15 protein-coding genes are annotated in these 20,636 nt (G+C 42.8%); 6 read left to right on the top strand and 9 right to left on the bottom strand.

Annotated elements, in window-relative coordinates; translation table 11 throughout:
* Nucleotides 1-21 precede the first annotated feature (21 nt).
* The 3 genes from QZ407_RS02675 (at nucleotide 22) to QZ407_RS02685 (ending at nucleotide 1,622) form a co-directional block, all read left to right on the top strand.
* A complete protein-coding gene (locus tag QZ407_RS02675) occupies nucleotides 22-648 on the top strand; it encodes a DUF4159 domain-containing protein (RefSeq protein WP_295767512.1) in 627 nt (208 codons plus the stop codon).
* Between the two features lie 41 nt (nucleotides 649-689).
* A complete protein-coding gene (locus QZ407_RS02680; protein ID WP_295767513.1) occupies nucleotides 690-1,310 on the top strand; it encodes an RDD family protein in 621 nt (206 codons plus the stop codon).
* Nucleotides 1,311-1,421: 111 nt separating this feature from the next.
* Nucleotides 1,422-1,622: a YtxH domain-containing protein gene (locus QZ407_RS02685; RefSeq protein ID WP_157540682.1), complete on the top strand. Its 201-nt coding sequence runs from the start codon at nucleotides 1,422-1,424 to the stop codon at nucleotides 1,620-1,622.
* 36 nt (nucleotides 1,623-1,658) lie between these two features.
* Here QZ407_RS02685 and QZ407_RS02690 read toward each other — a convergent pair whose 3' ends face one another.
* The 5 genes from QZ407_RS02690 to QZ407_RS02710 all read right to left on the bottom strand — a co-directional run bounded on the left by QZ407_RS02690 (nucleotide 1,659) and on the right by QZ407_RS02710 (nucleotide 11,318).
* A complete protein-coding gene (locus QZ407_RS02690) occupies nucleotides 1,659-2,711 on the bottom strand; it encodes a HAMP domain-containing sensor histidine kinase (protein WP_295767514.1) in 1,053 nt (350 codons plus the stop codon).
* Nucleotides 2,712-2,851: 140 nt separating this feature from the next.
* Nucleotides 2,852-4,831, bottom strand: a complete 1,980-nt coding sequence (locus QZ407_RS02695; protein ID WP_295767515.1) for an alpha-L-arabinofuranosidase C-terminal domain-containing protein — start codon at nucleotides 4,829-4,831, stop codon at nucleotides 2,852-2,854.
* 248 nt (nucleotides 4,832-5,079) lie between these two features.
* Entirely contained in the window at nucleotides 5,080-7,854 is a 2,775-nt protein-coding gene (locus QZ407_RS02700; RefSeq protein ID WP_295767516.1) for a glycosyl hydrolase, read from the bottom strand.
* Nucleotides 7,855-7,871: 17 nt separating this feature from the next.
* Nucleotides 7,872-8,240 carry an L-rhamnose mutarotase gene (gene rhaM / locus QZ407_RS02705; protein WP_295767517.1) on the bottom strand — a complete coding sequence of 123 codons (369 nt, stop codon included), beginning with the start codon at nucleotides 8,238-8,240 and terminating at the stop codon, nucleotides 7,872-7,874.
* A gap of 189 nt (nucleotides 8,241-8,429) precedes the next feature.
* A complete protein-coding gene (locus QZ407_RS02710; RefSeq protein ID WP_295767518.1) occupies nucleotides 8,430-11,318 on the bottom strand; it encodes a glycoside hydrolase family 2 TIM barrel-domain containing protein in 2,889 nt (962 codons plus the stop codon).
* A gap of 294 nt (nucleotides 11,319-11,612) precedes the next feature.
* Here QZ407_RS02710 and QZ407_RS02715 point away from each other — a divergent pair, with 294 nt between their 5' ends.
* Complete coding sequence (locus QZ407_RS02715) at nucleotides 11,613-12,608, top strand: glycoside hydrolase family 43 protein (protein WP_295767519.1); 996 nt, start codon at nucleotides 11,613-11,615, stop codon at nucleotides 12,606-12,608.
* 46 nt (nucleotides 12,609-12,654) lie between these two features.
* On the opposite strand, the gene QZ407_RS02720 is transcribed toward QZ407_RS02715, so the two are convergent.
* From QZ407_RS02720 to QZ407_RS02735, 4 genes are all read right to left on the bottom strand, one after another.
* Nucleotides 12,655-14,820 (bottom strand): xanthine dehydrogenase family protein molybdopterin-binding subunit, encoded by a 2,166-nt coding sequence (locus tag QZ407_RS02720; RefSeq protein WP_295767520.1) that lies wholly within the window; start codon nucleotides 14,818-14,820, stop codon nucleotides 12,655-12,657.
* Between the two features lie 23 nt (nucleotides 14,821-14,843).
* Nucleotides 14,844-15,833, bottom strand: a complete 990-nt coding sequence (locus QZ407_RS02725) for a xanthine dehydrogenase family protein subunit M (RefSeq protein ID WP_295767521.1) — start codon at nucleotides 15,831-15,833, stop codon at nucleotides 14,844-14,846.
* On the bottom strand, nucleotides 15,830-16,474 hold the full coding sequence (locus tag QZ407_RS02730) for a (2Fe-2S)-binding protein (protein ID WP_295767522.1): 645 nt from the start codon (nucleotides 16,472-16,474) through the stop codon (nucleotides 15,830-15,832). The genes QZ407_RS02725 and QZ407_RS02730 overlap by 4 nt, the downstream gene beginning before the upstream one ends.
* A gap of 109 nt (nucleotides 16,475-16,583) precedes the next feature.
* Complete coding sequence (locus QZ407_RS02735; RefSeq protein WP_295767523.1) at nucleotides 16,584-17,327, bottom strand: CpsB/CapC family capsule biosynthesis tyrosine phosphatase; 744 nt, start codon at nucleotides 17,325-17,327, stop codon at nucleotides 16,584-16,586.
* Nucleotides 17,328-17,665: 338 nt separating this feature from the next.
* On the opposite strand from QZ407_RS02735, the gene QZ407_RS02740 reads away from it, so the two are divergent.
* Nucleotides 17,666-18,277: a thioredoxin fold domain-containing protein gene (locus QZ407_RS02740; RefSeq protein WP_295767524.1), complete on the top strand. Its 612-nt coding sequence runs from the start codon at nucleotides 17,666-17,668 to the stop codon at nucleotides 18,275-18,277.
* Complete coding sequence (locus tag QZ407_RS02745) at nucleotides 18,267-20,636, top strand: response regulator (RefSeq protein WP_295767525.1); 2,370 nt, start codon at nucleotides 18,267-18,269, stop codon at nucleotides 20,634-20,636. The genes QZ407_RS02740 and QZ407_RS02745 overlap by 11 nt, the downstream gene beginning before the upstream one ends.

Consider the following 20,636-nt stretch of genomic DNA (forward strand, 5'->3'; position numbering starts at 1 on the left):
ACTTTTAGGTTTTTAACGCAAATGTCATTAAGCGCTAAGTTTACTTTTACCCGTTTAAGCTACCATTCGGGCGATTGGGATACCGATCAGCGTATGCCATCTAATATACTCAACTCTTTGTTGGAGTATACCACCATACCTATTGACACCAAGGAAAAAGTAATTGCCTTAAGCAGTCCTGATATTTTTAATTCACCTTTTTGCTACCTGAGCGGGCATAAGCTGGTGCAGTTTGATGCTCAAGAGCGTGCTAACTTTAAAAAGTATGTGCAAAACGGTGGATTTGTGTTTGTAGATGACTGTAATCATGACATTGACGGCTTGTTTGCCAAATCATTTGAGGCGCAAATGGCTTCATTGTTCGGCCCACAGGCGTTAAAAAAAATCCCTAACAATCATGAGCTGTATCGATCATTCTTTACGTTTGAAAAGGGCCCACCCAATACTTCGTTTGAACTTAATGGTTGGGGCGATGATTTAGTGCACGACTATTTAAAAGCTATTACTATAAACGGGCGCATTGGTGTGCTGTATAGTAATAAAGATTACGGCTGCGAATGGGATTACGACTTCAGAAACAAGCGCTTTTTAGCTGAAGACAATACTAAGTTCGGCGTAAATATTGTTGTTTATGCCATGAGTTCGTAATTGAACACGTAACTTTGCCCCGCTTAAGGCGTTGAGTATTTATGGATGAGTTTTTTGTAAAGGATGAAAAGGGGGAGAAAGGCCCTTTTACGTTTGATGAATTAACAGACGGCCGCTTAGAACCCGATGATTTGGTGCGTACGCCCGGCTCTGAGTGGGAACGTGCTGCCGATTTAGCCGATTTTTCAGAATACTTCCGTTTTGAAGGTTATTTTTTTCCAACCGAAACCAATTTAGCAGGTTTTGGCATTAGGTTCCTTGCCTTTTTTATAGATCATTTCGCCATATCATTCGTTATCGGAATTGGCCTCAATATTTTTGCCGACAAACTGCCGTACAAAATAACCGAATGGGATGTAAAAAATGTTGACCTGATGCTATGGTTACAGGAAATTTACGCTGTGGGTTTAATAGTATACAATATTGTTTTATGTAGTTTGCCATTGAGCAGCACTTTAGGCCAATACCTTTGCCGCCTGGTGGTTGTTGATGCCGACGGGCAAAAAATCAGCGTACTTAAAGCCGTTATAAGAGGTTTAGCCAAGCTGTTATCAATAGGTTTATACGGTTTGGGTACTGTATCAATTTTCTTTACGCAATACCGCCAGTCGTTACATGATATATTAGCACGCACGTACGTCATACGTCGCGACGTGTTGTAATTTGAATTAATTCGTTACAAAAGTATCATTAACGTATAATTTTATTGGCATTAAACTTGCTACTTAATTATCGAAATAATTAGTAGTAAACAACTTAAAGTCGAAAATAAAATGGGTTTATTAAAATGGGCCATTGTAGGCGCAGCAGCAGCCTACGGCATTAAATACGTAACCGAGAAACGTAAAGAAGACGGCAAATCTATCATTGATGACTGGAACGAAAAAGCTCCGGAATGGATGGAGAAAGCTAAACAATATACAGATGAAGCGGTTTCAAGAGCAACCAGCAAAGTAAGAGAAAACTACCAATAATAATTAAGGGGGCTAGTAATGCCCCCTTTGTATTTACTAAGCAGGCAACGGAAGTTTAATAATAAATTTAGCTCCTTTGCCATCGCCCTCACTTTCGGCAATAAGGCTGCCGCCATGATATTTAATTATTTTACGGGTGAAGTAGAGTCCCAAGCCGTTTGAACTTTCGCCCATAGTGCCGCTCCTACTCGATTTTGTGAATGGTTCGAACGAAGGCGCATTTGCAGCAGTAAAACCTATTCCATAATCAATTACCCTGATCATGATATGATCATCCATAACTGCCGCGCGTATCATTATCTCGCTATTGCGCCGGCTGAACTTAATAGCGTTTGTTATTAAGTTGCTTAACGCCATACTAAACAGCTCATCATTAACTTTAATTTGTATGGTGGGTGCTACATCAGTAAGAATCTGCAGTTTTTTGTTTTGCAAACTGGTTGAGTGGTCTTTAAGCACTTTGCTAAGCATAGGTTCTAAAAACAGTACACGCGGCTCGTTACCTTCAGTAAACTCGCTAGTGGCTAAGTTTAAAACAGAGGTGATAAGCTGGAGCTGATACTGGGTAGATTGCCTTATTAAATTAATAAACTCCTCTTTTGAGTCGTTATTAGTGTCTTCCTTCATCAAATGCGTGATAGTCAACACATTGTGCAGTGGAGTTTTTAAATCGTGAGAAAGCAGATAAATAAAATCGCGCTTCTCTTTAATCAGGTTATCTAACTCCTGCAAAGCGGTGCAGGTATTACTCATTAGCAGGCCTGCCTCGTCCTTAAAATCTGTTGGTAGTTGCGGCAGCTTTTTGTTGCTTAAATAATCAATAAGCGCATTTTTGGTTTCAACAATGGGGCGTGCCAGGGCATTCTGCATAAGTAAGGTTACCGCACAAGCTACCAGCGTAAAGCCAAGGGTTGATAAAATTACCATGCCCGGCGTGAGTGAAGTAAAATCAGACAGGGTAATGAATGTGATAATACCAATTAAAGGAATGTGAACGCCTACAAAGGCTATGAAAAGGTATTTAAAGGAATAGTTCCTGTCCAAATATCTGAATTTAGACAGCGAGGTGTAAAGTCGCATATCGGTCATACGCACAATAAATTTAAAATAATTAGGTTGTGCTGTTATACGATGATATACACAAAAAGGTTGTGAAATATTTTAAAAGGAAAGTTAAAATATTTCACAACCTTTTGTGCTGATACTACTCCATTATTTATGCAAGCTTTTTACTTTAACGGGATATGTACAATGTTGAATGAATAAGGTTTAAGCTCAAGCGTTACCGTTTTACCTTTCAAGCTTACACGTTCATCAACCGGGCTTACTTTTGTAGCGGCGTCAAAAGAGTTAACTGCCTTTAAATCATTGCTCATTGATGTAACAATAGCGGTAGCTCCCAGCTTTTTGCCACTTTTTATTTGCAAGTTTTGAGCTTTTGCTTTGTTTGAAGCATTAACTATCTTGATAATAAGTTCATTTTTATTCTGATCTATTACGGCTGATGCATATAAACTATCCTGACCGGCAATTATCTTTTTACCCTGCTTAATATCAACCACATTGGTGCCTTTGTTAAGCGAGTATAGTTTTTGTACATAGTAATCCGGCGTACCGTATATGCTTGTATTGTCCACCCAAATCATATCGGGCGACCATTGCCAGCCATCAGTATGAGCAAATAACGGTGCGTATGACGCCATATTAACAACACTTGCATTGCGCTCAAGGCCGGTTAAAAATGCTGCCTCGGCAAGGGCTGCACGCCAGTTGTTGATGTTGGGTCCGTTTGGTTCATTTTTAGTGTGTGCAGCATATTCTCCGGCAAAAACCTTCGAGCCGTTTTTATCATAGCTGTCATAACGGGCAGCGTTGCTAAAAAACCACTCGGGTGAGCGATAGTAATGCTCGTCAACAAAATCGGCTTTATTTTTACGGTGCGCATTGTTAAGCAGGTCAAAACGTGCGCCATCAGGATCAGTACCCGAACTGTTAATTAATTTTATGGCCGGATATTTTTCTTTCATGGCTTTGGTGAAAATGGCCAGGCGTTCTAAATATTGAGGCCCCCAGTTTTCGTTACCAATGCCCATCATTTTAAGGTTAAATGGTGCCGGGTGTCCCATGTCAGCACGTTTTTTACCCCAGGTGGATGTTACCGGGCCATTTGCAAACTCAACCAAATCCAATGCATCCTGCACGTAAGGGCCTAACTGATCTATTGGTACAAGCTCGGCAGTATTAAACTGGCAAGCCATGCCGCAATTTAATATAGGAAGTGGTTCGGCACCTATGTCCTCACACATTTGGAAATACTCAAAAAAGCCAAGACCAAAAGATTGAAAGTAATCGGGTGCAGGTTTGTGTTTAAATTCGGTGTTCCAGCGGTTCATAATTAACTCCCGCTCTTCAATAGGGCCAATTGTTTTTTTCCACTGGTAACGGTTTGCCAGGTCACGACCTTCCACAATACATCCACCCGGAAAGCGTACGAAGCCTGGTTTCATATCGGCCAGCATCTGTACCATATCGGCACGCAAGCCACCGGGGCGTTGCTTCCAGGTATCAGCCGGGAAAAGCGATATCATGTCAAGATCAATACTTCCGCTTCCTTCAAACCAAATTTGAAATTTTCCTTTTTTTACATCAGTGTTGGTGGTAAAGCCGGTAGTTTGTTTATGCCAGGCGGTTCCGCTTTGCTCCGGGTTAAGCATACCACTGCCCACTGATTTGCCGTTTTCATCAAGTAGCTGCAAGTGCATTTTCAGGCCTTTGGATGCCTGGCGGTACATTACCGAAAAGTTATAACGCAAACCTTTTTTAATACCTATTCCTCTAAATCCTTCATTAGTAAGGGTTGCATCGGTTGGGGCATCAGCATCTTTTAAATTTACCCTTAAAAAGCGCGGATTGTTTTCTGCAGCTTCCTGCCTGTTAAGCACAAGTACATCGCCTTCGTTTATTTTTTTGCCTTTTACCGTCCAGCCCATTAACGGCGTGGTAAATTCAAACGAGCGGTTTTTAATAAGTTCGGCATATAAGCCTCCGTCAGCACCAAGGTTTATATCCTCAAAAAATACGCCCCACATAGTTGGCTGTATTTTGGCCATTAACTTATCGGCGTTAATAACTACGGGCTGACTTTTTTGAGCAACTGCATTTAAAGAGAGCACAGAAGCGCAGCAAGCGGCAAGAAATTTAATTCTCATAAATTGTCAAGTTTACAATTAAAAAGGTGTGCGTCACAAACTCAGCCCCTGAGGGTTAATTTTTTTCACAAAAAATTGCTTATGGAGTTTAGATAGCAGATTTATAATCTGCGGTTAAATTAAGTAAATTTTGAAACTTACCAAGCAGGCAATTGAACGTTTGTACGCAGGTACAAGAGGAGGGATGTTAAAGCGCTAAAAGTATATCACAAGCAGCCGCAAGTGCGGTTGCTTGTGATATGAACTTATTAATATTTTATAATTTTAACAGGCCCTATCAGTCCCGATGGCATAGGTGTCCAGTTGCTGGCATCAAATGGCTTGTAATTGATGTTTACAAAGTTAATTTCATGATATTTACGCCACTCCATTTTATTTTGATCCATGTAACGGATGCGGTTGGCCATTAGGTTATCAACCTCAACCTTGATTGTATTTACACCGGTTTTAAGATAGCTGCCAACCCGGGCTTTAAACGGAATACTCCATAAAATGCCCACCTCTTTACCGTTTATCCAAACGCGGGCGCTTTCATCAACTTGGCCTAAATCAAGCACGTACTGGCCGCCGGTTTTAGCCGGAACGGTAAATGTGTTGGTATAAACACCGGTTCCCGAAAAGTTGACGGCATCAGTGTCACCTAAATCCGTCCATGATTTCAGTTTCTCAAGCCTTTTAGCAGCCGGCACAACCGGGCCACCTTGAGTAAATTGTAGTGTCCATGGGTTTTTTAATTCTATTTCGCCGGTTACTTTTTCCAAATAAGGCCACTTGGATATGCCTGTTTTAGGTTGTGTACTGGCAAATAAAATCATGGCCTCGCCCGATTGTAGTTGCACCCTCACATTGGTTTTGCCATTCACTGTAGCCGAGGATGCCAAGCCATAAGCGCTGCTTTGAGGATCCATTGTAATTACCGATGCAAAAATGCCATTCAGCGGAATGCGGGTATCAATTGCTTTAGCGGTATGGTTAACCAGGTAATAGTATTTACTACCCCCCACATTGCGGCGTATGAACTGTAAACCACTTTCTACCAGTTTTTCGGCCGGAATTTTGGCGTAAGTAAGTGCATTATCTAAATTATCTGCCAGCAATACCTTGCCAGCGCCAACGTTTGCCTGTTTTACACCGCTGCCGTCACTAGTAAATTTCAGCGCGGCCAAAATTTGCTTTTGCTGAGCGCGGCGTTCATCTACTTTAGCTAGGCCGGGTACATCTTCAGGTAACTTCTGGAATATAATGGTTGCGCCTTGCTCTGCCAGCTTTAATATGCTTTGCAGTGTTCCATTAGGCATCATGGTACACTCAGGCACTACCAATGTTTTGTATAATGCATTGGCGCTTGTTTTAATGCCAGCTTTGCTGCCTGAACTTTTATTTAAGGCTAAGTCTGAAGCAAAATCAATGCTGTATCCTTGCTTTTGCAGTTTAACGGCATTTTTATAAAACGCGGTTGGAATAAGCCACTCGTTAATATCATGTATAGCCATGGGCATGTCTAACCCTTTGGGGTGGTTCCATGCATCATATATGGGCCAGTACATCAACACTTCATTGTCGGCCTTGCCAGCCTGTAATACTGATTGAACGCGGGTTATGTAGCCGTTAAGCCCGTTGGCATGGCTCCACAAGCTGTTATCAGGTACCATGTTCATTGAGGCGTAAAACAACCATCCCGGAAACTTGATATCACCAGGCGAATAGGTTGTGCCATGATAAAACACATGGTTTACGCCCGACAGAAAAATCTGTTCAACTTCGGGTTTGCACTGTGAGTATGATGTTTTAAAATGCTCGGTAAGCCATGTAAAGGTTTCGCTTGATATAAGCGGTTTGCCGTTTACATGCCCTGCCGATGAAGCAAATTTCAACATGATGGGGTTGGGGTCTACATTACGCACATCAGCGCTATCGCGGCGTAAACCAAGTATAGGAAACTTGCTTGAGCCAAAGGTTTCGCACTCCGGTATATCAACGGTACCGTACAAATCAAGCAGGTTACCCGGCGATCCGTGTGACTGGTTTTTGGTAATGCTTTTGAGGCTATGTGCCCAGTTAGTCCAGTTTTGAGTAAAGTTATGCAGCAGCATGTTACTCATAGTTTCGCGGTAATCACTTTTTACGCGGCCAACGGTTTCATTTTCTTCTTTGCTGTTCAGCTCGCGTACATGCATGCGCAAGTCATAGCCGTGGTCTTTTTTAAAAACATCAAATAACTCTGGCGACCAGCTTGCACCGTAAACCTCATAGCTATCATTAAAGTAAGCACGCACTTTAGGTTGGCGGCCTTTGTAGGCATTGTTAAAGCGGGCTAAATAGACATCAGTTGCTGATTTTGACAAATGATTTAAAGTAAAACCCTCGCCGCCCGGAGCTGCCCGTTTTACCTTTTGCAGAGTTTTGCCCGCAAATGCTGCAAAAACCTCTGTTTTTGATGTGACTGGCTGCATATTGAGATTGCCGTCTGCATCTACCTTACTCATTAAATCGGTAGCGTTACCTTTTTCATCATACGCTACCAAGGCCTGCAAAACGGCTATGCCCTGCTGCTTTACATCGTTAACACGTATGGCTTCCTTAACAATTTCGCCCGGGTTAAGCTTATAAGTTTGTATAATGAGTTTGGTAGCGGCATCAGTCGTTTTAATTTGTGGGCCGCCAAAAGGCCAGCCCGTGCCTGTGTTCATATCAACGCCCATACCCAGCGTTGCAGCTGTGCCGGCAGTATAGTTGAGCATATCCATCCACTTGGGCGACAGGAAGTCGATATACCGGCCTTCATAACCTATTGCACCGTATATAGGAGTTACTTCAACACCACCGAAACCGGCCTGCTGATATTTGTTTAGCAGCATGCCTATATTTTTTTGGTCTACGGCGTTTCCCATCCACCACCAGCGGGTCCAGGGGCGAGTTTGGGCTGTAACTTTAGGCCAAATTAACGGTTGTTTGGTTTGTGCTGCTGCGGCAGTTGCTGCTATGCAAAACGCACTTATAAACAAAAATTTCTTTGCTAACATATATTGTAAAATGAGCGTTAGTCTAAATGAAAAACTTTAGTAAGCGGCGTACTTACCGGTGAGTTATCGGGATTTGTATCCATGATATCGGCCATGTAAGCCCACCATTTCTGTACAATTTCGGTGCTGCCCAAATCCTGTGATGATTGCCCTGATTGTATTTGAACGCCAAACAATGTATTGGTTTCTTCATCCAAAAAAATGGTGTAGTCACTTATGCCGTTAGCTTTAAGCAAGGCCGATAACTCAGGCCATATTTCATCATGGCGTTTTTTATATTCATCTTTAAAGCCGGGTTTCAGCTTCATTTTAAAGGCTACTTTGTGCATGCTTTCTTCTTCTATAATTAACACACGCCATTGCGAGTGATAATAAATGCTTTTCAAGTGATAACTTATGGTTTAAAAAGCACTCTCACTGTCGTTCAAATGACAACAATATTAACTTTTAACTTCATTTGGGCGTTTCCCTCCGGGTCGGGCTATCCGCTGCAAGTCCTCGTTTCGCTACGCTGCTCTCCGGGCTTTTCGCTACTATCCCTAACGCAAGCTTCGGCTTGGTTGTGAGATAAAAATTTAAAACAATTCATCCTTAACCGGACGAGTAAAGTTTTGCTTTCCTTTACCTTCCTGCTCAAGCTGGCCAAAATAAAAGTATAAGGTGCGCCTGATTGTGCCGTTAATATGGTTAGGCTCACTGTTAGGACCAAGTTTTGATGTATTGCCATCGATATTTAAAGCCAGTTTTGTACCTAACGGCGGTATAGCATCAAGGAAAGATAAATTACCTGACGGCAAAGCCGGAAACGGTTTTACGCCCGATAGGCCATAAAAGTCGAACAAACGAACATACAAATCGGGCTCCTTGGCGGCAATCATAAACTTACCTTGTACGGTGTTAAGTTCCATCCAGGTAATGTTGGCAAAATAGCCTTTGAACTCAGGGAATATCCATGGCGCACTACCTGTTTGCGTATTGTTATAGGTATTGCTCCATACATCGTCAACCACCCCTTGCAAACGGTTTTTCCACACGCGGTATGGGCCGCGGCCCAGCCATTTTGCACCTAAAACATAATTTTCAGGATAGTTGAATGTTATACCTGCGTAAGGATAATCTCCTTTTAGCTCGTATTCATAATCAAGACTTACCCAACCGCTGTTAAATATTTTCCAGCGGGCGTATTTTAGGTCGCCTGTGTAGCTAACTTCAACCAGTTCGCCATCATTTTCCTGGCGGTGCTTAATATCTTTGAATGCTGATGAACCACTTACCAGCATAGGGCCTCCGCTAAACAGGAAAGGATCGCCGCTGTTGTTGGTCATGTTTACAATTTGTCCGTTCTTTTTATTAAAGGTTATACCCATAGAGCCGGCCTTTAACAAAAGCGTAGAATCGGTTTCGGTAACTTTTACCTGGTCTTTGCCGGTAAAGCTTATAACATTATTCAGTAAGCGCTCATTATTATTTTTCCACACCCAGCGGTAAACAAGGTCTTTATGCGGATCATAAGCTGATAAGGTAAGTGCATCGTAGCTTTTCCAGTCGGCCGGAAGGTTGATTTGCACATTTCCTGAAGCCAGTGGCGCTACAGATGGGCTTAGCGCAACACCTTTCTTTTTCACCGTGTAGCCGCCGTTTTGCTCATTGGGTTTACGGTAATCAATCAGCTCCCAGTTAAACGTACACTGGCTTAAGTTGGTAAAATGGAAACGGTTTTCCACCGGTATACTACCTGAAAAACCCGTAGGAAGATCTTTAAGCGTTATGTGCACGGGCGAAAATATCTCGCGCATGGCATAAAAGCTTCCTTCCTTTTCGCGATGAGGGCCAACTACACCATCAGGTGCGTTAACACCGTTTACGTCAATAATTCCATTTTGATCGGTGCGTACTATGCCCTCGTCAACTAAAGCCCATATAAAGCCTCCGCCCGAGCGTTGCGATTTCCAATGCAAATCCCAAAAATCGGCTAAACCTGTTGCTGCACCACCATCATCCTGCGCATGCAAAAATTCGGTAGGCATGTAAATGTTGCTATCGGCCAGTATGCTCTTAGTGCTGTAGTAATCCTCATAGTGGTTACAGTCAATACCGTTAAATGCGTTACCCGGACGATGATGCGGGTGAATAACCGGGCGTTTAGAAAAGTCGTATTGAGTAAAATACTGATCGAGTTCCTTGTTGGTGCCGCCCTCGTTACCGTTATCCCAAAAAATAATTGATGGGTGGTTAAGGTCGCGTATTACCATTTCCTTAACCAGCTTTTTGCCGGCAGCAGTGCTGTATGCTTTTTGCCAGCCGGCAAGCTCATCAAGCACATACAGGCCTAATGAATCACATATTTCAAGAAACTTTTTATCGGGCGGGTAATGAGACATGCGCACGGCGTTCATGTTCATTTCCTTCATAATCTTAACGTCTTGCAGCTGAATATCGTCATTAAGCGTACGTCCGGTTTCGGGCCACCAGCTATGGCGGTTTATGCCCTTCATTTTAATGTTTACACCATTAAGGTAAATGCCATCACCTTTACGTACCTCAATGGTACGGAAGCCAAATTTTTCGGAGTGTTGATGAATGATTTTTCCTGCCGATTTTAACGCTACATTGACCTTGTAAAGGTTAGGTGTTTCTGAATTCCATAACAGCGGGTTTGAAACATTGGTAGCTATAGAGACCACAGAATCGGCCGGTTTAACAGTTCCTGAAACCGACTTTGCAATTTTTCCTTTCGCATCGCTGATTTGTGCTACCCATTGCAGGTTTTGTTTAACGTGTTCAGGGTAAACCTCCATTTTGAAATCGCCGTTGGCTTTAGCGTCAATAGCGATGCGGTTAATGTGCTGCTTAGGATATGCGGCTAAATACACAGGGCGGAATATGCCGCCAAAAACCCAGTAATCGGCCAAACGCTCGGCATTATTTACCGATGCATCTGCACTCATTTTACTTACCCTTGCTTCAAGCAGGTTACTGGCGCCATATTTAAGTTTATTGGTAACGTCATACTTAAACTCATAAAACGCCCCCTGGTGTTTTTCGCCCGCTGCTTTGCCGTTTATTTTTACCTCCGTATCGGTCATTGAGCCCTCAAACACAATAAAAATATCCATATTTTTCCAGGCCTGCGGCACCTGGAAATTCAGTTTATAAATGCCTTGCTCATCGGCAAATCTGAAGTTTTTGCCATATGTTTTATAATCACGGCCATAGTTGTAGCTGCCAAACCCTTGTTGTTCCCAGCATGAAGGCACCGCAATTTTGGTCCAGTAACCACTTTTGCGTCCGCCGGTACAATAAAAGTCCCACATGGTATTGGTGCGATTGTCTTTACCCGATAGGTATTTAACCTGCCTGCCTTGTGCATAAGTGTCAGATATCTGCAAACCTGCTGTAGCCAGCAGTATTACCAATGCTGTTTTAAAACGTGAAATTAATGCAGGGTAATTGTTCAATGTCATAAATAGTAACAGTTTACGTTGAACAACCGATTGATTATACTTTATTATCAGTAGTTGACATTTCACAATTTGGCATTACATTACAGTAATTGCACATTGGAAAATTGCTACGGCTAAAAGCTAAGTACGGTTAGTTAACTAAGATTTTATTGGTTTTGTGGCACAATGTACTTACTCATGCATTTACATCTATCCTGAACTATCATGTAATTTGTGTAATTATTCTGTATCATTTTGGCATAAAGTGTAATTTGTCTGCCTCAATATAGCCACGCAATTTCACACCAATTATTAATGAAACGTATAAATTTATTTGCTTTAAATGCAGTCATGCTCATGAGCATAGGTTCGGCCGCCGTTGCTCAAAAAGCTAACAACGTTTTTCGCAGCAGCGATACTACATTTAAGTCGGTAGGTAATCCGGTTATCACCCATAAATATACCGCCGATCCGGCTGCATTGGTTTATAAAGACAAGGTGTACCTGTATACCGGTCATGATGTAGCGCCTAAAGAACAGGCACGGTATGTAATGAATGATTGGGCCGTTTTTTCGACAAGCGATATGAAAACCTGGACCGAGCACGCAGTGCCGCTTAAGGCATCTGACTTTGCCTGGGCCAAAGGTGATGCCTGGGCTGGGCAGGTAATTGAGCGTAACGGTAAATTTTATTGGTATGTGGCTATTACGCATGGCAGCATACACGGAAAGGCCATTGGTGTAGCAGTAGCTGATAATCCGTTAGGGCCGTTTAAGGATGCTAGAGGATCAGCCATCATTACAAACGACATGACCACCGAAGCTAAAATTAGCTGGGACGATATTGACCCAACTGTTTTTATTGATGATGACGGCCAGGCCTACCTGATGTGGGGTAACACAACTTGCCACTACGCTAAACTCAAATCAAACATGACGGAGTTAGACGGATCCATTATTAAGGTAGAAGGTTTGCCCAAGTTTACCGAGGCTCCGTGGCTTCACAAGCGTAAAGGCTGGTATTACCTCTCATACGCAACCGAGTTTCCTGAAAAAATTGCCTATGCCATGAGTAAAAGTATCAAGGGCCCATGGCAGTACAAAGGCATTATTAATGAGATAGCCGGCAATTCAAATACCAACCATCAGGCTATTATTACCTTTAAAGGCAAAGACTACTTTATTTATCATAACGGTGCGTTAACTCCCGATCATGGTAGTTTTCACCGATCAGTTTGTATTGATAACCTGTATTACAACGCCGACGGAACAATCAAGAGAGTAATTATGACAACTGAGGGCGTAAACTGATAGCTAAAAATAAAGGGCGAATAATTTTGCCCTTTATTGTTAAGATTTATGCCAGCAACTTGTCGGGGGTAATTGGTAACTCCCTTATGCGTTTGCCGGTAGCATTGTAAACGGCGTTTGCAACTGCGGCACTCATGCCTATCAGGGCAATTTCGCCCATGCCTTTTGCTCCCATAGGGTTAACACGGTAATCGGGCTTGTTTACAAAAAGAGCATCAATTTGCGGAATATCGGCACTTATTGGCACATGATAATCGGCGTAATTATTATTAACGTAGCGGCCATACCTATGATCCATAATGCCCTCTTCCATTAATGCCATGCCTATACCTCCAATAGCCCCGCCAATAATTTGGCTGCGTGCGGTTTTCGGACTCACAATGTGGCCTGAGTCGGCCACCGATACAACATTATCTACGCGCACAACGCCCGTTTTAGGATGTACTTTCACCTTAACAAAGTGCACCGAGTAGGAGTAGCTTGAAAAATTGCGCATTTCTGTACTGCCTGATGATGTTACAGTAACCTCCAGTTGTGGCAGGTTCTTTTCTTTTAACACCTTTACATAGTCTGGCTTATCCGTACCGCCGTTGCCAATAAGTTGCTGAAACTTCTCTTTCAGTTGTGTACAGGCATCATGCACAGCTCCGCCCACAGTTGAGGTTATAGTTGAGCCACCTTGCGTTGGTGATGGTGGCAGCGATGAATCGCCCAGCTCGAATTTAATTTTTTTAACGGGTATGCCTGTAAATATTTCTGAAGCAATTTGAGTCATGGCAGTGCCTGTTCCCACGCCAATATCGGTAACTGAAGTTTGAATAAGCAATGTGCCACTATCAAGCAAAGCTGCTTTAACGGTAGCGCGCCCTCTTCCGGCGCCAAATACACCTGTACCCATGCCGTAACCTATCAGCCAGCCATCTTCGGTTAACGTGCCCGGCTTAAGTTTGCGTTTGCTCCATCCAATTTTATCGGCTCCCATCTCATAAGCTTCTTTAAGGTTTTTGCTGCTGAAAGGTTTGCCGTTTTCAGGGTCGGTATCGGCATGGTTACGTATACGCAACTCAATAGGGTCAATACCCAGTTTGTCGGCAAGTTCATCCATGGCCGATTCAAGTGCAAAGGCACCCGTTGCCTCACCCGGTCCACGCATCCAGGTAGGGGTATTTACATCAAGCGGTGTAATTTTGTATACCGTACCAACGCTTGGGCAGGCGTACATAAAGCGTGTCATATTTACAGTGCCCTCGGTAAACTCTTCAAAGCTTGACGTTTGGGCGGTTGCCTCATGTATTATGCCGGTAAGCTTACCATCGGCTGATGCACCCATGCTTACTTTTTGCCAGGTGTATGGGCGGTAACCTACCGTATTAAATTGTAACTCGCGGGTTAAAACCGTTTTTACCGGCCGTTTAACCAATTTTGCCGCTTGCACTGTAGCAATTTCGTGAGGCCAGGTACGCAGGGCGTTACCAAACGCGCCACCTACAAACTTGGTAGTTACCTGTACGTTTTCAACCGGTAGCTTAAAAGCCTGCGCTATTGCATTCTGAGTTGATTTTACGCCCTGTGTTTTGGCGTATACAGTTACCTTATCATCGGCTGTCCAGTGGGCAAGCGTTACACTCAGCTCCATAGGGTTATGTACATTTATAGGCACAACATATTCCTGCTCAACCTTAACCGCTGCTGTCTTCCAGTCATCAGGCGTGCCACGCTTATAGTCGCCTCCATTGCGTCCGCCTTTTGGCGCAGCTGCTTTAAATTTATTTTTCTCGGTATCTGTTTCGTGCTGCTCCTTTTTGTATTGTGCCTTAATAAGAGATGCGGCATAGGTTGCCCTTTCAAAGCTGTCGGCCACTACCATAGCAATAGGCTGGCCATTGTATTTTACCGTATTGTCAACAAAAAATTTAAGCGGGCCGCCGGTAGTAGGTGGCTTACTCGGATCTTTTCCTGATTCATAGCCCGGTACTTTGGGGGCATTTAAATGGGTTAGCACTGCAAGAACGCCCGGCGCACGTTCGGCTGCTTTAATGTCAATAGAGGTAATTATTCCTTTAGTAATGTTACTTATGGCAAATACTGCATAGGTCATGCCCGGCAACTCATATTCGGCAGAATATTTTGCAGCACCGGTAACTTTCATTATGCCATCTACCCGGTTAATACCCTCGGTAAATGGGGGAGTATGTTGAGCTTGTTGTTTCATGGTGATTGTAGGTAATTGGCTTACTAACTTAATTTGGCAGCGTTGCTTAAGGCTTCAATAATACTTGCCGGTGCCATTTTCAATTTAAAGTCGTTATGGCCAAAACTTTTAGCGCCTTGCATAGCCAGGCTGGCAGCCTGTTCAAAATTAGCAACCGTAGCTGGCTTGCCTTTCAAAAATTGTTCGGCAGCTTTTAATCTCCATGGCTTATGTGCAACACCTCCCATAGCCAAGCGCGCTTCCTTGATATTGCCTCCCTGTATATCTAAACCCACGGCTACCGAAATAAGTGCGAAAGCGTATGATGCGCGGTCACGCACTTTGAGGTAGTAACTGTTTTTCGCAAAATTGTTATGAGGTATGATTACCCGGGTAATTAGTTCGCCCGTAGTTAAGGTGTTATCAAGTTGCGGAGTTTCGCCCGGCAGGCGATGGAACTCTGTAAACGGAATATACCTTGTTCCTTTCTTGCTTTTTACCTCAACAGATGCATCTAACGCTGCCAAGGCAACGCACATGTCACTTGGATGCACGGCAATGCATTTTTCACTTGTGCCAAAAATGGCATGCATGCGGTTAATGCCCTCCATAGCGCCACAGCCCGAATTCGGTTCACGCTTGTTGCAAGGCATAGCGGTGTCATAAAAATAAGTGCAACGGGTGCGTTGCATCATGTTGCCACCAACGGTTGCCATGTTGCGCAATTGCGGCGATGCACCGGCATTTAAAGCCATGGAAAGCAAAGGAAATTCTTCTTTTATCAGTTTGTTTTCTGCTACTGCACTATTAAGTTCCAGGGCGCCTATTGATATACTACTTACGTTGCCGGTGCTCTTGCTAATACCTTTTAATGGCAGCTTTTGAATATCAACCAATTTATCCGGCGAGGTTACGCCACGTTTCATCAAATCAATAAGGTTGCTGCCACCAGCTAAAATTCTGGCTCCTGGTTTAGTAATAGCGTCTAAAACGCTTTGCTGTGTGGCCGGGCGTATGTACTGAAACTGTTTCATACTTGCTGCCCTCCGTTTTTAACTTCCTGTATGGCGTTTACTATGTTGGGGTAAGCACCGCAACGGCATATGTTGCCGCTCATGTACTCGCGTATTTCGGTTTCAGAATTGGCATGCCCCTCACGGATACAAGCCACTGCCGACATAATTTGTCCCGGCGTGCAATAACCGCACTGAAAGCCATCGTGCTTAATAAAAGCTTCCTGCATGGGGTGCAACTCATCGCCCTTGGCCAAACCCTCAATGGAGGTTACCTTTTTACCGTCAACCGTCATGGCAAGGGTAAGGCATGAGTTTACGCGCTGCCCGTCAACATGTACGGTGCATGCACCACATTGCCCGTAGTCACAACCTTTTTTGGTGCCCGTAAGATGAAGTTGCTCCCGAAGTAGATCAAGTAACGTTACCCGTGGTTCGATAGAAAGCTTGTGAGGCTTTCCGTTCACGATGATATTGACAGGCATTTTCTCAAATGCAGCAGCAACTTTTTCGTCGAGGTGGTTTTCTGCAGCTTTCACGGCCACACCCGGCGTTAAAGCTACAGCAGTAAGCAGCGACGATTTCTTTAAAAAATCACGCCTTGCATTTTCTTTCGGCTCATGGTTTTCATCAGCCTGAAAGCCTTTGTCGAGGTCTTTCATAGGTAAATTGGATTGTATATACCAAGCTACCTGTTTTTTTAAAAAAGGTGTGTATTTAATGCTTATTTATACCAATTCCAAAAAGCAAGGAAAGGTGTTATCTTGAACTCTACAGCAGCGAAATGTTTTGCAAATTTCCGCTGTCCTTCAGTTTCTTTAACCCCGATGTTTGCAGGGCAACCTTTAAGGCCTGGGCATGGCGCGGATGGTGCATATCGCTTGATATAAAATCAATAAGTCCGGCATCAACCAGCGCATCGGCTGCAGCTTTAACTTCCTTGCCGTAATAGCCGGTAAGGCTTATGGTGTTAAGCTGAATGCGGCATCCCCAGTTACGCATCATTTCAACCTCTTCAATGGTTAAGTAAGGGTAACGCTCGGGGTGGGCAAGTATAGGTGTTAAGCCTTTATCTGTTATTTTTTGTACGGTGTTGATTAAGTTAGGCGGCTTAGCCGTAAAAGCCAGTTCAAATAAAACATACTTGTCTTTAATAAGCATTAATGAGTCTGTTTCAATAAGCTTTAAAAAGTATTCATCAAAGTAATGTTCGGCAGCAGCCTCTACTATAATGTCAATATTCTCACTTTGAAGATGATCATTCAGTTTTTTAAGTGCATCATTAATGGTTTGTGCATTGTTCCTGAAATAATCGGCCATGATGTGTGGTGTGGCAATTATTTTTTTAATGCCTAAAGCCATCATTTCCTTAATGAGTATAACTGAATCCTCTACAGTTTGCGCGCCATCATCAATGCCGGGTAAAACATGCGAGTGCATATCTACCGAAACAAAATCGTAATCAAAGTCTGCTTTAACAGCCTGAGAGGCTTTCTTTTTAAATAATCCGAACATATTGCTTATTGCTGAGCTGTACAAAGATAGAGAATTTAAACACCTTAATATTTTCGGAGGTTAAATCACATCCTGCAACTTTAAATTTAAAACACTTAGTACATACTGATGTTTTAACACATAACCTGAATTATAACCGCAAGCAATAAAGGTTAAAATTGCCTTTTGATTACTGAAAATGTAACCAATGATTAATCTCTTAAAGGTTGTGTTAAAGTATTAAAAGGGAATAATTAATTGTAATATATTTGAAGAATGCCTTGTATTATAGGCAAATAACATTTTAACAGATTGAAAAAGAAAAAGCCTTCGCAAGTTGGCCTTGCACACGTATTGAAATGAGGAAGCTATTGGTTGGCATATGGTTGTTGTTGCTTGTAATAGCGGTGGGTGGCTTGTTTTGGTATAATGAATATCGTTACACTTTGCCTACCCCTGTACCAGTAAATTACAAGGCGGTAAGCAACGGTACTATAATTAAGCTTCCAAATGGTGTAAGAACAACTAAAGCCAGGCCTGTGCTGCTTCATTTTTTCAATCCCGATTGTCCATGTTCGAGGTTCAACCTTAAGCATGTAAAATCATTAATAGCACAATACGGTAACGAGGTTGATTTTGCCGTTGTACTTGTTACTAAAAAACAAATAACAGAACAAGAGGTGAGGCAAAGGTATGATCTTAACGTGCCTGTATTTAAAAATGCTGCGCTTGCTACAGCGTGCGGCGTTTACTCGACACCTCAGGCAGTAATTTTAAATGCACAAAACCAACTCATGTACCGCGGTAATTACAATAGCAGCCGGTACTGTACCGATAAAAAAACCGAATACGCCCGTTTGGCATTAACCGATGTATTGCAGCATATGCCGGTGGCAACGTTGCCCATGGCAACCAAAGCATACGGATGCAGCCTGGCAGAAAATTTAAAAGCAGAAAGAAATGTCCAATAACGAATATCAGGAAAAACTGAGCGCAGAAGTCAAAAAGCGCTCTGACAAGCTTATGGACTATTTTCTGGTTGCTTATGCGGCAGCAGGAGTTGGGCTTTCATTATATTATGATACGCTGAGCATGGCACTGTGGATTACCACGCTATGTCTTTCGGCATATTACAGCGTAAAGTTTCTTTTGCCAAAGTCAAACCTGTACCAATATGTATTGAGTGCCGTTTTGGGTATTTTTATGGCACAATTTATATACCAGATGCATGGTATGTTTGAAATGCATTTTTTTGCATTTATAGGTAGCGCCGTACTAATAACTTACCAAAACTGGCGCTTACAAATTCCTATGCTCATTGTAGTAGGCATACATCATGCTACGGTTGGGTACTTGCAGCATATAGGGGTTGATGGTGCTTACGTTACACAGGTTGATGATTTGGATTTGCAAACCATTATTATTCATTTGTCCCTTACTTGTGTTATATTTTTCATAAGTGGACTTTGGGCTTACCAGTTAGATAAATACGGAAAAATACAGGTTAAACAGGCTATTGAACTGGGCGAATTGCATAAAGAGGCCATGTTGAATATGGAGCGTCAGCGTAATGCTGAAGCACTTGCTTTATATAACGCCCAACTACTGCAAAAAAATGAAGAACTTGAGGTTGCACACCGCGAGGCCGAAGAGGCACGCGAAGAGGCGGTAGCTGCGCAGGAAGAAGCCATAGCTGCACAGGAAGAAGCTATTGATGCCAAAGAAGAGGCAGAAAAAGCTAACCAGGCAAAAAGTATTTTTCTGGCCATGATGAGCCATGAAATACGCACGCCCATGAATGGTGTGATAGGCATGTCGGGTTTATTGGCCGAAACTGCCCTTACTGACCAGCAACGCATGTATACCGATACCATTAACAACTGCGGTGAAAACCTGTTGGTGTTGATTAATAATATACTTGATTTCTCGAAAATTGAGGCTGGTAATATGGAGCTGGAGCGTGAAGACTTTAACTTACATTACTGTATTGAGGACGTGCTTGACATATTTGGTAAAACGGCATCACAAAAAGGTATTGAGCTGGCTTACCTGGTTGATAAGCGCGTACCGGCGCAAATTGTGGGCGATAAGGTAAGGTTGCAGCAGGTGCTTACCAACCTGGTGGGCAATGCGCTTAAATTTACCACCTATGGTGAAGTTATAATTAAGGTAGAGCAAAGCGAACCTGAAGACGCCTATGGCGAAATAGAACTCAGATTTGAGGTTAAGGATACGGGTATTGGCATTCCTCCCGAAAAAATAGACCGCTTATTTAAGGCATTTACTCAGGTTGATTCATCAACAACTCGAAAGTACGGTGGCACAGGTTTGGGTTTGGTTATATGCGATAAGCTGGTGAAGCTTATGGGAGGCGATATAAGCGTTTGCAGTAAAGACCGTAAAGGATCTACATTTACATTCAGCATTAAAACCAAACCGGGCGTTAAGGTTTTGCAAACTACGGTAACTCCGCTGATGTTAGATCAGGCGGGTAAAAAAGTTTTGGTAGTTGATGATCATGCCATTAATCGTAAAATTTTAAAAGATCAGCTTGAAAACTGGAAACTTAAACCTGTAATTGCCAAATCGGGTATGGAAGCCATTGAATTAATGGCTAATCAGCTTAATCCTGATTTAATAATCACAGACGCGCAGATGCCTGATATTCATGGTGTGCAGTTGGCAGAAAGTATTAAAAAGCAGTATCCGGCTATACCTATTATCCTGCTTAGTTCAATAGGGCATGAGCATGCACGTGAACATGGTAAATTGTTTACATATGTACTTAATAAACCCATTAGGCAAGATGATTTGAACCGGTATGTATTCAACAGCCTGTCGGTTAAAAGTCAGCAAAATACCGAGGAGAAGGTTACTAAAAGCCGCCTGAGTGTTGATTTTGCACAGCGTAACCCGCTTAACATATTAGTTGCTGAGGATAACAAAATAAATCAGAATGTTATTAAGCACATCTTAAGCAAACTGGGCTATCAGCCTCAAATTGTTGAAAACGGACTGGAGGCAGTTGCTGCATGTCGTTCAGCTAAATTTGATATAATACTGATGGACATGCAAATGCCCGAAATGGATGGCCTGGAAGCTACTACAGTAATACGTAAGGCATTTGGTGCTCAGCCCGTAATTATTGCGCTTACAGCTAATACCATGCAAGGCGACCGTGAAGAATGTTTACTGGCAGGAATGAATGATTATATAAGTAAACCGGTGAAAACCGATGAATTGATGGATAAGCTGCAACAGTGGTATGCTTTTTTACAACACACAACTGAGAGCATGAGTGCCGGGGATACTATTGAAGATGCTGTATAA

Origin of the sequence: uncultured Mucilaginibacter sp. (assembly GCF_913773635.1) — a bacterium.
Lineage (GTDB): Bacteria > Bacteroidota > Bacteroidia > Sphingobacteriales > Sphingobacteriaceae > Mucilaginibacter.

Bases quoted from the DNA above. Each gene is read 5' to 3' on its own strand.
- QZ407_RS02680 (WP_295767513.1), top strand. From the start codon at position 690: ATGGATGAGTTTTTTGTAAAGGATGAAAAGGGGGAGAAAGGCCCTTTT.
- QZ407_RS02740 (WP_295767524.1), top strand. From the start codon at position 17,666: ATGAGGAAGCTATTGGTTGGCATATGGTTGTTGTTGCTTGTAATAGCG.
- QZ407_RS02715 (WP_295767519.1), top strand. From the start codon at position 11,613: ATGAAACGTATAAATTTATTTGCTTTAAATGCAGTCATGCTCATGAGC.
- QZ407_RS02695 (WP_295767515.1), bottom strand. From the start codon at position 4,831: ATGAGAATTAAATTTCTTGCCGCTTGCTGCGCTTCTGTGCTCTCTTTA.
- QZ407_RS02725 (WP_295767521.1), bottom strand. From the start codon at position 15,833: ATGAAACAGTTTCAGTACATACGCCCGGCCACACAGCAAAGCGTTTTA.
- QZ407_RS02745 (WP_295767525.1), top strand. From the start codon at position 18,267: ATGTCCAATAACGAATATCAGGAAAAACTGAGCGCAGAAGTCAAAAAG.
- QZ407_RS02700 (WP_295767516.1), bottom strand. From the start codon at position 7,854: ATGTTAGCAAAGAAATTTTTGTTTATAAGTGCGTTTTGCATAGCAGCA.
- QZ407_RS02710 (WP_295767518.1), bottom strand. From the start codon at position 11,318: ATGACATTGAACAATTACCCTGCATTAATTTCACGTTTTAAAACAGCA.
- QZ407_RS02720 (WP_295767520.1), bottom strand. From the start codon at position 14,820: ATGAAACAACAAGCTCAACATACTCCCCCATTTACCGAGGGTATTAAC.
- QZ407_RS02690 (WP_295767514.1), bottom strand. From the start codon at position 2,711: ATGACCGATATGCGACTTTACACCTCGCTGTCTAAATTCAGATATTTG.
- QZ407_RS02735 (WP_295767523.1), bottom strand. From the start codon at position 17,327: ATGTTCGGATTATTTAAAAAGAAAGCCTCTCAGGCTGTTAAAGCAGAC.
- QZ407_RS02675 (WP_295767512.1), top strand. From the start codon at position 22: ATGTCATTAAGCGCTAAGTTTACTTTTACCCGTTTAAGCTACCATTCG.
- QZ407_RS02685 (WP_157540682.1), top strand. From the start codon at position 1,422: ATGGGTTTATTAAAATGGGCCATTGTAGGCGCAGCAGCAGCCTACGGC.
- QZ407_RS02730 (WP_295767522.1), bottom strand. From the start codon at position 16,474: ATGAAAGACCTCGACAAAGGCTTTCAGGCTGATGAAAACCATGAGCCG.